The 12,471-nt window shown below is 67.8% G+C and carries 14 protein-coding genes; 10 read left to right on the forward strand and 4 right to left on the reverse strand.

The window, feature by feature from the left end; genetic code table 11:
* Positions 1-337: 337 nt before the first annotated feature.
* The 7 genes from JOD67_RS21575 (at position 338) to JOD67_RS21605 (ending at position 6,885) form a co-directional block, all read left to right on the forward strand.
* Positions 338-1,450: an ABC transporter permease gene (locus tag JOD67_RS21575; RefSeq protein ID WP_307782493.1), complete on the forward strand. Its 1,113-nt coding sequence runs from the start codon at positions 338-340 to the stop codon at positions 1,448-1,450.
* A gap of 4 nt (positions 1,451-1,454) precedes the next feature.
* A complete protein-coding gene (locus JOD67_RS21580; protein ID WP_307782494.1) occupies positions 1,455-2,372 on the forward strand; it encodes an ABC transporter permease in 918 nt (305 codons plus the stop codon).
* A gap of 38 nt (positions 2,373-2,410) precedes the next feature.
* Entirely contained in the window at positions 2,411-3,370 is a 960-nt protein-coding gene (locus tag JOD67_RS21585) for an ABC transporter ATP-binding protein (RefSeq protein WP_205119461.1), read from the forward strand.
* Positions 3,363-4,226, forward strand: a complete 864-nt coding sequence (locus JOD67_RS21590; protein ID WP_205119462.1) for an ABC transporter ATP-binding protein — start codon at positions 3,363-3,365, stop codon at positions 4,224-4,226. The genes JOD67_RS21585 and JOD67_RS21590 overlap by 8 nt, the downstream gene beginning before the upstream one ends.
* Positions 4,223-4,414 carry a hypothetical protein gene (locus tag JOD67_RS21595; RefSeq protein ID WP_205119464.1) on the forward strand — a complete coding sequence of 64 codons (192 nt, stop codon included), beginning with the start codon at positions 4,223-4,225 and terminating at the stop codon, positions 4,412-4,414. Before JOD67_RS21590 ends, JOD67_RS21595 begins: the two co-directional genes overlap by 4 nt.
* 52 nt (positions 4,415-4,466) lie before the next feature.
* Complete coding sequence (locus JOD67_RS21600; RefSeq protein ID WP_205119466.1) at positions 4,467-6,299, forward strand: ABC transporter substrate-binding protein; 1,833 nt, start codon at positions 4,467-4,469, stop codon at positions 6,297-6,299.
* Positions 6,300-6,453: 154 nt separating this feature from the next.
* Positions 6,454-6,885, forward strand: a complete 432-nt coding sequence (locus tag JOD67_RS21605; protein WP_205119473.1) for a cyclic nucleotide-binding domain-containing protein — start codon at positions 6,454-6,456, stop codon at positions 6,883-6,885.
* A 203-nt stretch (positions 6,886-7,088) separates the two neighbouring features.
* On the opposite strand, the gene JOD67_RS21610 is transcribed toward JOD67_RS21605, so the two are convergent.
* A complete protein-coding gene (locus JOD67_RS21610; protein WP_205119475.1) occupies positions 7,089-8,303 on the reverse strand; it encodes an ABC transporter permease in 1,215 nt (404 codons plus the stop codon).
* Positions 8,300-9,229 carry an ABC transporter ATP-binding protein gene (locus tag JOD67_RS21615; RefSeq protein ID WP_205119482.1) on the reverse strand — a complete coding sequence of 310 codons (930 nt, stop codon included), beginning with the start codon at positions 9,227-9,229 and terminating at the stop codon, positions 8,300-8,302. Before JOD67_RS21615 ends, JOD67_RS21610 begins: the two co-directional genes overlap by 4 nt.
* Positions 9,230-9,569: 340 nt before the next feature.
* Between JOD67_RS21615 and JOD67_RS21620 the strand changes: the two genes are divergently transcribed.
* Complete coding sequence (locus JOD67_RS21620) at positions 9,570-9,869, forward strand: DUF4193 domain-containing protein (RefSeq protein ID WP_205119484.1); 300 nt, start codon at positions 9,570-9,572, stop codon at positions 9,867-9,869.
* 334 nt (positions 9,870-10,203) lie between these two features.
* Here the strand turns inward: JOD67_RS21620 and JOD67_RS21625 are convergent, their stop codons facing one another.
* Both JOD67_RS21625 and JOD67_RS21630 read right to left on the reverse strand, forming a co-directional pair.
* Entirely contained in the window at positions 10,204-10,536 is a 333-nt protein-coding gene (locus JOD67_RS21625; protein ID WP_205119486.1) for a DUF4235 domain-containing protein, read from the reverse strand.
* Positions 10,537-10,712: 176 nt separating this feature from the next.
* Positions 10,713-11,177, reverse strand: a complete 465-nt coding sequence (locus JOD67_RS21630; protein ID WP_205119488.1) for a DUF3093 domain-containing protein — start codon at positions 11,175-11,177, stop codon at positions 10,713-10,715.
* A 53-nt stretch (positions 11,178-11,230) separates the two neighbouring features.
* Here JOD67_RS21630 and dut point away from each other — a divergent pair, with 53 nt between their 5' ends.
* Both dut and JOD67_RS21640 read left to right on the forward strand, forming a co-directional pair.
* Positions 11,231-11,740 (forward strand): dUTP diphosphatase, encoded by a 510-nt coding sequence (gene dut, locus JOD67_RS21635; protein ID WP_205119490.1) that lies wholly within the window; start codon positions 11,231-11,233, stop codon positions 11,738-11,740.
* A 1-nt stretch (position 11,741) separates the two neighbouring features.
* Positions 11,742-12,449 (forward strand): DUF3710 domain-containing protein, encoded by a 708-nt coding sequence (locus JOD67_RS21640; RefSeq protein ID WP_205119492.1) that lies wholly within the window; start codon positions 11,742-11,744, stop codon positions 12,447-12,449.
* Positions 12,450-12,471: the final 22 nt, after the last annotated feature.

A 12,471-nucleotide genomic window follows, 5' to 3' on the forward strand; every position in this document is an offset into this window, starting at 1 on the left:
GCGATCGTCAAGCACGAAGCGTCACCGACAGATCACGCAGCAGCGCGGTGTCGAACGGTCGTCGAAAGATCGCTCAATCCGGTTGTCCGACAAGACTCCCGGATCGGCGCCAATCTGCTCGTACATATCGGTCAAAAACACCACGCAAGCCATAAATCACTGCTCGAAACCGGACGCACAGAGGATTCTCCGCGCACAATTCAACAAGAAAAATCGTTGTGAAGTCTTGCCGTGCCGGGCTCCATGGCGCGACGTTGAACGTGTACTGTCCCGGCAGTGCCGCTTGATCGGCGGGCGCGGGGAGCAGGTGGGGCAGTGTCCGCATCGTGCACTGTCTGTGGGTGACCGGGAGGTGATGGTGGCCGCGACGGACCAGCTGGAAGAAGCTGCTCAACAGATCCCTGAACGTCGACAACCGAAGCGCGCGAGCTTCCTCGAGCGGCACGGGTACGTGATCGGCCGCATCGTCAAGTCGTTGTTGACAATCTTCGTCGTCGCGACGGGGACGTTCTTCCTCGTTCGACTGCTGCCGGGCAACCCGGTCGACGTCTACATCAACGCCCAGATCGCGCAGTACGGCATCTCCTACGACGAGGCCGCCAGCCAGGCCGCGGGTCTGTTCTCGTTCAACCCGAACGAGCCGATGATCATCCAGTACCTCGAGTATCTCGCCGGCCTCGTCCGCGGCGACCTCGGCGACTCGCTGCTCTCCCCGGGCACCTCGGTCCTCACGCTGATCGCCACGTATCTGCCGTGGACGCTGTTCTCCGTCGGCATCGGGCTGATCATCAGCTTCGTCGTCGGCATCGCGCTCGGCATGCTGATGGCCTACCGCCGCGGCAGCTGGCTCGACCACGTGCTCACCACGCTGGCGTCCCTCACGCACTCGATCCCGAACTACCTGCTCTCGATGCTGATAGTCGTGTTCTTCGGCGTCCAGATCGCGTTGTTACCGATCACCCAGATGCGCGGCGCGTACTCGCCCGGGGTGGTGCCGAACTTCAGCTTCGACTTCCTGAGCGACGTGCTGTTCCACGCCTCGCTGCCGATCACCGCGTACGTCCTCACCACCGTCGGCTCGTGGATGCTGGTGATGAAGTCGAGCACGGTCGAGACCCTCGGCGAGGACTACGTCACGGTCGCGAGGGCCCGCGGTCTCACCGACGGGCGCATCCAGACGGCGTACGTGGGACGTAACGCCGTGCTGCCGTTGTTCAGCCAGCTCGCGATCGCCCTCGGCTTCGTGGTCGGCGGCTCGATCCTGGTCGAGCAGGTCTTCCAGTACCAGGGCATCGGTTTCCTGCTGTTCGAGGCGGTCAAGCGCCGCGACTACCCCATCCTGCAAGGGATTCTGCTGGTGATCACGATCGCGGTGATCGTCGCCAACCTGCTGGCCGACCTGCTCTACAGCAGGCTCGACCCGCGGATTCGCATTGCAGGCAAGGAGTGACGACGTGACTTTCGTTGACGCCGCACAGGCGGACGTGGAGCCGCCCGCGCCATCCAGGCCGGGTGCGGGCGCGTTCCGTACGTTCTTCCGCTCGCTCATGCGCAGCAAGGCGGGGTTCATCGGCTTCATCGTGTTCATGCTGATGTTCCTGATCGCGTTGCTCGGACCGCTGTTCGTTCCCGACACGCTCTCGCTGCCGACGGACGTCACCCAGATTTACGCCAAGCCCAGTGGCGCGCACTGGCTCGGCACGGACTCCGAAGGCCGCGACATCCTGATCCAGATGATCAACGGGGGCAGGCCGGTCATCCTCGTCGGCCTGTTCGCAGCGCTGATCTCGACCGTGATCGCGGTCGTGTTCGGGGCGCTCGCGGCCTACATCGGTGGGACGTTCGACGCCATCGTGGTGACCGCGGCCGACATCGTGCTCACGGTTCCGCAGATCGTCCTGCTGGCCGTGCTCGCCGCGTTCTACAAGGTGGACAGCCCGATCGCGCTGGCGATGATCATCGGGTTCCTGTCCTGGCCGTTCCTGCTCAGGGCGGTCCGTGCCCAGGTGTTCTCGTTGAAGGAACGCGAGTACGTCGAAGCCGCCCGACTGCTCGATTTGGGCACCGGGCGGATCGTTCTTCGTGAGATCCTGCCGAACATGTCGACGTTCATCCTGATGAACTTCGTCATCGGCATGACGAACTCGATCTACGGTCTGGTCGGTCTGTACTTCCTCGGCCTCGCGCCGCTGGCCGGCGACAACTGGGGGATCATGCTCAACCTGGCCTGGACCCGAGGGGCGATCTTCTTCGAAGACAGCCTCTGGTACGTCCTCGCACCCGTCCTCGCGATCAGCATCCTGCAGCTGGCCCTGGTGACGATGACGAGGTCGTTCGAGGAGATCCTCAACCCCCGGCTCCGGCACAACTGATCGCCCGTCCGTACGGCAGACGAGGAGACCGCGACACGATGGTGCAGACCTCCCAGGCGGGGACACGAACTTCGGGGTCCGGCGAGCCGGTCCTCTCGGTGCGCGACCTCGTGGTCGAGTACCGGGTCGGTTCCGGCTCGACCAAGGACGCGATCCGGGCGATCGAGGACGTGAGCTTCGACCTGGCTCCGAACGAGAGCCTCGCGCTGATCGGCGAGAGCGGCTGCGGGAAGACCACGCTCGGCCTCGCCATGCTGCGGCTGCTGCCCAAGCTCGGCGTCGTCCCCCAGGGCGAGGTCCTGTACCGGCGCCGCGACGGCAGCGTGCTCGACATGCTGTCGCTGAACGAGGAGGAGCTGCGCCGGTTCCGCTGGAGCGAGTGCGCGATGGTCTTCCAGGGCGCGATGAACTCGTTCAACCCCGTGCTCCGGATCTGGGACCAGATGCTCGACACCGTGCGGGCGCACGACAAGCAGATGTCCAAGCAGCGCGTCAAGGAACGTTGTGCCGAGGTCCTCAAGCTGGTCGACCTCGACCCGGACCGGGTGCTGAACTCCTACCCGCACGAGCTGTCCGGCGGCATGCGGCAGCGGGTGCTGATCGCGACCAGCCTGATGCTCGAGCCGCAGGTGCTCGTGCTGGACGAGCCGACCACCGCGCTCGACCTGCTGACCCAGCGCGGAATTGTGGATGTTCTCCATCAGCTGCGCGAACGGCTGGAATTCGCGATGATCTTCGTATCACACGACCTGGGACTTGCCGCGGAGCTCGCCGACCGGGTGGCGACGATGTACGACGGACACATCGTCGAGCTGGGTGACGTCCGCGACATCTTCTACCGACCACAGCACCCGTACACCAAGAGCCTCATCAACGCCGTCCCCACGGTGGCTGAGGAAAGTTCGATCCTGGACGCGGTACCCGTCCTCGACGACGAGGAGGAGGCCGACGTGGACCCAGCGAAGGCGACGGCGACGAAGGAGGCGAACGATGGCTGAGCCGCTCATGCAGCTCCAGAACATCAGCTGCGTCTTCAAGACCCGGCACGGCGAGGTCGTCGCGGTCGACGACATCTCCTTCGACCTCGACGAGGGCCGCGTGCTCTGCCTGGTCGGCCAGAGCGGCTCGGGCAAGACGACGGCGGCCCGGATCGCGTCGGGTCTGCTGAAGCCGACCTCGGGAACGGTGTTGTTCGAGGGCCACGACATCCACGCCAAGGGCAAGGACCTCTTCACGCACTTCCGCCGTTCGGTGCAGTACATCCACCAGGACCCGTACGCCTCGCTGAACCCGATCCGCGACGTGTTCGGCTCGCTGTCCGCGCCGCTGCGCAAGCACGGGCTGGTGAAGAACCGCCAACAGGCGTGGGACAAGGTCTCCGAGCTGCTCGCCCAGGTGGGGCTGACGCCGCCGGAGACGTACCTGTCGAAGTTCCCGCACCAGCTGTCCGGCGGACAGCGGCAGCGGATCGCGGTCGCGCGAGCGCTCACGCTCGGGCCGCGGCTGATCATCGCCGACGAGGCGACGTCCATGCTGGACGTGTCGATCCGGATCAGCTTGCTGAAGACGTTGACGAAGCTGCGCGAGGACCTCGGTGTCGGCTTCCTGTTCATCACCCATGACCTGGCGATGGCGAAGTTCTTCGGTATGGATGGCGACATCGCCGTCATGCACGTGGGAAAGATCGTCGAGCAGGGGCCCACCCAGGACGTGATCCGGGACCCGCAGGACGACTACACGAGGGCTCTGTTGGAAGCCGTACCAGAGCCCGACCCCGATCTTGCCCGCCGCAAGCGGGCAGTGCGCCTCGCGGCGGCAGCGAGCGCTAGCGGTGCGGGAGGGTCTGCACCGTGATCTCTCCCGAGCTTGGCAAGGCAGCGTTCCGGTGGGCGATCTTTCTCGTCGTGGTCTCCGGTCTGCTGCTGCTCCTCGTCAAGCCCGGGACTCCGCAGTTCGTGATCACCGTCGTGATGTTGGCGGCGGGGGCCCTTTTCGGGACGGTGGTCTTCGTGTTGGTGCGAATAGGGGCGCGTCGTCCCTAGCAGCGCATGGCTCGCTGGTGTCGTGAGACGCCGACTTAATTTTGGAGGCGCAATGAACGCAACACCCACCCCGCCCCAGCGGGCGTGGTCCCGCCGGCAAGTGCTGGAGATCTTCGGCGCCGGTGTGGTCGGCGCCGCGGCTCTCGCGGCCTGTGCTCCGAGCAATCAGGCGAACCCGGGCGGCGGCAATGGCGCTACCGGTGGCCCGAAGGGGCCCGCGGAGTTCCACGGCGCATGGCCGTTCCAGGTTCCCCCCAAGGGGCACTACAACGTCGTCGAAGGTGTGACCGACTCGCTGCTCGGCGGTGGGCCGTACATCGACCTCATCACTCTTCCGCCCGCCATGTACCTGTGGAAGGAGAAGAAGTGGGAGTACCTGATCGGTGAGAGCCACGAGCTCGACGCCGCCGCGAAGACGTTCACGCTGAAGCTCAAGTCCGGCCTCAAGTGGAGCGACGGCAAGCCGATCACCAGCAAGGACGTCGTGTCCACGTACTGGTGTCTGCGGATCATCCGCAACGTCGTGTGGAACTACCTCGAGAAGGTCGAGGCACCCGACGAGCAGACCGTCGTGTTCACGATGAACAACGCCTCCACGGTGATGGAGCGCTACGCGCTGCGCCGCCAGATCTACAGCGACGCGACCTACGGCGAGTGGGCGACGAAGGCCCAGACGCTGTTCGAGGGCGGCGGAAACCTCGACACGCCCGAGGGCACCAAGCTCAACACCGACTTCCAGGCGTTCCGCCCGGAGGACGTGATCGCGAGCGGGCCGTTCAAGTTCGACAAGGCCAGCATCACCAACGCCCAGCTGACCATCGTGAAGAACGACCAGGGCTTCGCCGCCGACAAGGTCGCGTACGACAAGATCGTGCTCTTCAACGGTGAGACGCCGGACATCACGCCGGTCGTACTCAGCGGCCAGGTCGACTACGCGACGCACGGCTTCCCGCCGGCGACGGAGAAGGCCTTCGAGTCCAAGGGCATCCGCATCCTGCGGCCGCCGGTGTACTCGGGCGCGGCGCTGTTCTTCAACATGGACAAGCTGCCCGAGTTCAAGGACGTCAAGGTGCGGCAGGCGTTCGCGCACGCGATCGACCGCGCCGAGAACGGTGAGGTCACCCTCGCCGAGTCCGGCAAGCCCGTGCAGTTCATGTGCGGGTTCTCCGACAACCTGGTTCCGGACTGGCTGTCGGCGGAGCAGCAGGGCTCGCTCAACAAGTACGAGTTCGACCAGGCGAAGGCCACCACGCTGCTCACCGAGGCAGGGTGGAAGAAGCAGGGCGACGGGTGGCTGAAGCCGGACGGCAAGCCCGCGCAGTACGAGCTGATCTTCCACGCGGAGTTCGCCGACTACTCGGCCTGTGGCCAGAACGCGGCGCAGCAGCTCACCAAGTTCGGCATCAAGACCGAGGGCCGTGGCGTGACGTTCACGCAGCAGCCGATCGACGTCGACAAGGGCAACTTCCAGCTCGCCATCCAGGGCTGGGGTTCCTCGAGCCACCCGCACCCGCACTTCGCGTTCGTGGCGGACCTGTTCACGCACAACATCCCCACTGCGAAGAACCAGGGCGGCCGGGGCATGGGCTTCGAGCTGAAGACGACCACCTCCGCGGGTCCGGTGGACCTGGAGAAGGCGGTCACCGAGTCCGGCGCGGGCCTGGACGAGGCGGCGCAGAAGCAGAACGTGGCGACGGTGGCGACGGCGTTCAACGAGCTCGTGCCGATCATCCCGCTGTTCGAGCGCTACGGAAACAACGCCGCCCGGGAAGGCGACCGCGTGGACGCATGGCCCGCGGACTCCGACCCGATCATGGCGAACGCGCCCTACGCCGACAACTTCACGATCATGTTGATGTTGCGCGGCACGCTCAAGCCGGCCTGAACGTCGGGTTGAGCTGAGAGTCGAAGGGGCCGGCCGCCCTCGTCCGTACGGAGGAGGGCGGCCGGCCACTTGTTTCGTTCCGCCCCGCGCCGCCGCTGGGCGGAGTTATCGTGCCCGCACACGGGGATCCAGCTTTCCTCTGGCGGAGGTCGTCGTGGCGGACAAGAAGGTCGTGGAACAGCTCGGTCAGGTGCCCTTGCTGGCAGACCTTTCCAGATGGGACCTCGGGCGGATCGCGTCGCAGGGACGAGAGGTCCAGCATCCGCCGGGCCACGAGGTGACTGAGGAGGGCGGCCGCGCGGTCGGCTTCCATCTGGTGCTGGACGGCGGCGCGGAGGTGGAGATCGGCGGGGAGTCGCGGGCAGCGTTGAAGGCCGGCGACTACTTCGGCGAGATCTCGCTGATCGACGGCAAGCCGCGGACGGCGACGGTCCGGGCCGGCGCCGACGGGATGCGTACGTTCGCCCTGCAGGCGGGGGAGTTCAGCGCGATCCTGGACAAGCACCCTGAGCTGGCCCGGCCCTTGCTGCTGACGCTCTGCGGCCGCCTCCGCGAGGCAGAAGAACGCGGCCGCGAGCGCCACTAGTGCTTATGGCGACCGCTCGCACCGCGTCGGCCGCGGGCGGCCTGGCGGGCTTCGGGTCGCGGTGCTCGGTGGCGGCGGGTGGCCCTGCGGCGGCCCGCACTGGCCTTCGGCCATGGGCCGTCCTCGGCCCCCGGAAGCCGCCACCACCGAGCGTGGTGGCCGGGCGGCGAACCACCCGGCCAGTCGCGCTGGCTCCTCGAGCTCTACCTGCTGGCGGTCGTGAGCTCCTTGCGTCCGCGGCTGCTCAGCCAGGCCTCCTTGAACGAGACCTTCGCGCCCATGCGCAGGATCGCGCCCTCGTAGACGCGCGCGCCGACGACGATCAGCGCACCGATCGCGGCGAGCATCAGGACCAGGGCGATGGTGAGCTCCCACCACGGTGCGCTCTCGCGCGCCATCCGGACCGGCGACGCCAGGGCGGAGAACGGTGGGATCACCGCGAGGATCCGAGACACGATCGCGTCGGGGTTCGCGTTCACGTAGAACGTGGCGAAGAACGACGCGAGCAGGATCATCGTCATGGGTCCGGTGACGTTCTGTAGCTCCTCCTGCCGTGACACCCGGGCGGCGCCGGCGGCGAAGGCCGCGCTGTAGAAGACGTAGCCCAGGACGAACCACATCAGTACGTACCCCACCGGCACCAGCAGGTCGGCCGTGACCTCGACCGCGCCGGTCGCGGACCCGACGCCCAGCGCCACGACGGCGATCAGCGCCAGCTGGGCGATGCCCAGGAGCCCGATGCCGAGGATCTTGCCGGCGAGCAGAGCCTTGGTGGAGATCGCCGAGAGGATCAGCTCGACCACCCGGCTGGCCTTCTCCTCGACAATGCCGAACGCGACCCACATGCAGTACCCGATGATCTGCCCGTAGAGGATCAGGCTGCCGATGAACGCGATCTGGCCGCGCTGCGCGGCCGCCGGGTCGACCGGGTCGGTCGCGTCGACCGTGAGCGGCGGCACCTGCTGCGCCGTGGCGACCGTCGCCGGGTCGATGCCCTCGGCCTGCAGCTTGCCGGCGGCCACGACCTGGCTGTTGGCGGTCTGCAGCATCAGCCCGAGCTGCTGGTCGAGCTCCTCGTGCACGATGATCTTGTCGGCCGTGACGTACGCGTCCAGGTCACCGTCCGCGACCGCCGTCCGCGCGGCGGCCTCGTCCGGGAACGTCTTCTGCTCCAGCTTCACGCCGCCCTGCTTGGCCTGCGCGTCGGTCGCCGCGGCGACCTGCTCGGCCGACGGACCGGCGAAGCCGACCGTGAACGTGTCGTCGCCCCCGAACAGCTTGGGCATGAACATCACCACGACCAGCACGACGAGCGTGATCGCGGTCGAGATCGCGAACCCGCGGTCCCGGAGGCGCTCGGTGATCTCGCGCTTGGCGACGATCCGCGTCGCCTGGCCGAACGTCAGTGCGGCGCTCATGCCGACACCTCCTGGGTCTCACGCGTCTGGGGGAGCTCCACGGGCTCCGAGACGGCCTCGCGGAACAGCTCGGTCAGCGTCAGCGCCAGCGGCCGGAACTCGTGCACCGGACCGGCCGCGCGGGCGGCGTCGAGCAGCACCTGGTCGCTCTGCGACTCGGCGAGCTCGACGACGAGCGCGGTGCCGTTGCGTTCGACCACCTGGACGCCGGGGAGGCCGTCCGCCCAGCTCGTGCCCGAGCCGACGATCCGGAACCGGCGAGACCGGTTGCGGCTGCGCAGCTCGTTCACAGGCCCGGAGGCGACGATCCGGCCGGCCTGGATGATGCCGACCGCGTCGCACAGCCGCTCGACCAGGTCCAGCTGGTGGCTGGAGAAGAGCACCCCCACGCCGCGCTGGACCCGCTGGGCCAGGATGTGGGCGAGCGCGTCCACGCCGACCGGGTCCAGACCGGAGAACGGCTCGTCCAGGATCAGGAACTCCGGATCGTGAACGAGAGCCGCGGCGAGCTGGACGCGCTGCTGGTTACCCAGCGAGAGCTGCTCGACCCGGTCGTTGCCTCGTTCGGCCAGGCCGAACTCCGCGAGCAGCTCGTCCACGGCCGTCTCGGCGGACGCCTTGGGCGTGCCGCGGAGGACGGCGAGGTAGGCGAGTTGCTCTTTGATCCGCATCTTGGGGTAAAGCCCGCGCTCCTCGGGCATATAGCCGAAGTTGCGCCGGACGTCGGCGTCCGCGGGCCGTCCTTGCCAGGAGACGGAGCCGGCGTCAGGGGCGAGTACGCCCATGATGATCCGCATCGTGGTGGTCTTGCCGGCACCGTTCGTACCGACAAAACCGAACATCTGTCCGGGCTCGACGGCGAGGGCGAGGTCGTCCACCGCCAGGCGGTCGCCGTATTTCTTGGAAACACCTTGGAGTTCCAGCACGACGAAAGCCTCTCAGGGTATGTACCCTCTCCGTGTCGTCCGCGCGGACGGTTCGGGACTAGGCCCCAGGGAGGAGTGCCGGTCCCCGCCCGGTGGACGGCGTCGAAGGACCGTTCGGTGTGACGCTGGCGACACGCCGGACAAAAGTCGAGGCAACGGCCGCTTTGATAGGGCAGAATCTGCGCCCCGGAGCGGGCACAAGTTCGGCCCCTCGTGCGTTACGTGCTCGACGGAAGCGGCTCCACCGCTCCGAGGCGGCTCAGCACGAGTCCACCTGAAGACATCCGTACAAAGAAGTACGGTCCGCGACACCTGCCCAGCCAGGGGGATGGAAAGAAAGATGGCCACCGACTACGACGCGCCGAGGAAGACGGACGAGGAGCTCTCCGAAGACAGCATCGAGGAGCTCAAGGCGCGGCGCATGGACAAGAACTCCGGAAAGGTCGACGTCGACGAGGCCGAAGTGGCCGAGACGTTCGAGCTCCCCGGTGCTGACTTGTCCAACGAGGAGCTGTCGGTCCGGGTGCTTCCGCGCCAGGCCGACGAGTTCACGTGCTCGCGTTGTTTCCTCGTCCACCACAGAAGTCAGCTCGCGTTCGAGAAGAACGGCGGACTGATCTGCCGCGACTGCGCCGCGTAGAACGAGGCTTCCCAGCTCGTTCTTCGTTCCGCGGTCAGGCCGTATGTACTTACGCGCCTGGTGGAAGAGCGCACCGTCAGGGGGTGCGCCAACCACCGGGCGCGTCGTCATGCCTCGAATCGGCCGATTCGTCTGATGATTTGCTGGATCAGATGTTTCGTCACGTTGCCCGTGCCCCCGAACGGATACGCCCAAACCACGGACGTCGCTGTGGGATCGGTGCCAGCCCCGGGTGGTGATCATGTACGTGATCATGAAGGCGGAGCGGTCCTATGTGCCGGTGCGGCTTCATGATCACGTACATGATCACGGGTGCCAGTGGCTGCGTGCTTCGCTAGCGGCCGCTGGCGGCGCTGACCGCGAGATTCTGGCGGTCCTTGCCGTCGTTGTCGCCCTTGATGCCGGGCGGCAGTTCGCCGGTCCAGCGGCGCCAGACGATGGCGGCTTGGCGGGTGGCGAGCAGGCGGGCCACAGCCACGCCCACGCCGCTGGCCAGGGACCAGGCGATGGCCTCCTGCCAGGTGGTGTCGGGGTCCTCGGGGTTCGCCGGGGGCTCGGAGCCGGTCACGAACCGCCAGCTCGAGTCCACCACCTTCTTCGTCACGACGACCACGACCACCGTGGTCAGCCCACCGAAGATCCGCCAGCCCAGCTTTCCTGCTGCCATGCAGCAGAGTCTTCCATGCTTCGAGGTCGCGCTGGCGCGCGACGGAGCCCGTGCTTGTTACGCGGCACCTGTACCGCCCATCCGTCGAACGGCACTGCGTGGTCGGTCAGGTGCGGATATGCAGTCAGGGTGCCGTCCGCCGGCTGGTCGGTCCAAGCACCGCGGCACGGGCTGGTTCACCCGCCGGTTACTCGCGCCGCCTCCAGAGCAGCCGCCAGGCGCTCGGGATGGCGCGTGGCGACGTACCAGTACGGCGTGGGGTCCTGGGGGTCGGCGACCTCCACGCGTACGGCACGGGGCACGTACGGGCGCACCACGAGGAACGCCGAGGCGTCCGAGGCCACACCCCGCAGCGCCCGCGCCTGGTCGGCTGAGAGGGCCACCACGGACCCCACAGCCCACAGGGGCAGCGTCGCGCGCCCGGCGAGCAGCGACGAATCCGTCACAGCCACCCGCAGAGCCCCGAACCGGAGCAGCCCCACCGCCACCAGCGCCAGCGCCACCAGCCCCAGCACGTTGGCCACCAGGGCCGGCAGAGCGGCGAAGAACGCCAGCCACAGCGTGCCCGTCAACAGCACCGCGACGATCCACCACGACGCCGGAACCCAAAGCCGCTCTACATAGGGCAAAGAACCGTCCACGCCAGCAAGCCTCCCACCGCCGACGGCCCACCTGCCGGGTAGGGTCGGGCGTCGTGAGCTCCGACCCCCTCGGCCCGCACGACGTGCCGATTCTCATCCAACGACTCGACCCCGAGCTCGAGCTGCCGGCGTACGCGAACCCCGGTGACGCCGGGGCCGACCTGGTCAGCACGATCGACGTCTCGCTGCAGCCCGGCGAGCGCGCGATCGTCCCGACCGGCATCGCGGTCGCCCTGCCCAGCGGGTACGCCGCGTTCGTGCATCCGCGGTCCGGGCTCGCCGCCCGCTGCGGCGTCACGACCCTCAACTCGCCAGGCACGATCGACGCCGGTTACCGTGGAGAGATCCGGGTCATCGTCATCAACCTCGACCCGAAGGAACCGGTGGAGTTGCGCCGGGGTGAACGCATCGCTCAGCTCGTCGTCCAGAAGGTCGAGACCGCGCGGTTCGTCGAGGTGGAGACGTTGCCCGGGTCCGCGCGGGGCGAAGGCGGGTTCGGGTCGACCGGTGGTGTCGACGCACTAGCTCGCGCGAGCGTGACAGCGACCGGTGAAAGGGTCTGACGTGATCTTCCGCAAGGCGAAAATGCCGCACTCCGCCTCGGAGCTCGACGCCCGCGACAAGAGGCGCCGCGGGCGCGAACCCGAGCCCGAGGGCCACCACTTCCCGGAGGCCGAGAGCGAGTATCAGGACCCCACGCACGACCCCGGCCGGCACCGCGCGACGCCCGATCGTGGCCCGTACGACGCCGCCGACATCGACGTCGAGTCCGACGAGTGGATCGACCTCGGCGGCATCCTGCTCCGCCCGATGGAGGGCACCGAGCTCCGGCTCCAGGTCGATGAGGGCTCGCAGACCGTCATGGCCGCCCTCCTCGTCGCCGGCGAGTCGGCGCTGGAGCTGCGGGCGTTCGCGGCCTCGCGCAGCGGCGGCCTGTGGGACGAGCTGCGCCGCGAGATCGCGGCCGAGACGACGCGGCGCGGCGGCACGGTGACCGAGGCGAACGGCCCGTACGGCGCCGAGCTCAAGGTCGTCGTCTCCGGCCGCCAGCCCGACGGCAGCACCGGCACCCAGGTGTCCAGAATCATCGGCGTCGACGGCCCGCGCTGGTTCCTGCGCGGCACGTTGCTCGGCCGCGCGGCGCAGGAGCCCGACCAGGCGGAGCCGCTCCTCCACGCCCTCGGCCACGTCGCCGTCGTACGCGGCAAGGGCCCGATGGCCCCGCGCGACATGATCCCCTTGAAGCTCCCCGACCAGGCCCAGCAGCTCTAGCGCCTATGACGAAGGTGGCTCC

Source organism: Tenggerimyces flavus, from assembly GCF_016907715.1.
Taxonomy (GTDB): domain Bacteria; phylum Actinomycetota; class Actinomycetes; order Propionibacteriales; family Actinopolymorphaceae; genus Tenggerimyces; species Tenggerimyces flavus.

Excerpts from the sequence above, each read along its gene's own strand:
- JOD67_RS21610 (WP_205119475.1), bottom strand. The coding sequence starts at position 8,303 with ATGAGCGCCGCACTGACGTTCGGCCAGGCGACGCGGATCGTCGCCAAG.
- JOD67_RS21585 (WP_205119461.1), top strand. The coding sequence starts at position 2,411 with ATGGTGCAGACCTCCCAGGCGGGGACACGAACTTCGGGGTCCGGCGAG.
- JOD67_RS21620 (WP_205119484.1), top strand. The coding sequence starts at position 9,570 with ATGGCCACCGACTACGACGCGCCGAGGAAGACGGACGAGGAGCTCTCC.
- JOD67_RS21600 (WP_205119466.1), top strand. The coding sequence starts at position 4,467 with ATGAACGCAACACCCACCCCGCCCCAGCGGGCGTGGTCCCGCCGGCAA.
- JOD67_RS21625 (WP_205119486.1), bottom strand. The coding sequence starts at position 10,536 with ATGGCAGCAGGAAAGCTGGGCTGGCGGATCTTCGGTGGGCTGACCACG.
- JOD67_RS21590 (WP_205119462.1), top strand. The coding sequence starts at position 3,363 with ATGGCTGAGCCGCTCATGCAGCTCCAGAACATCAGCTGCGTCTTCAAG.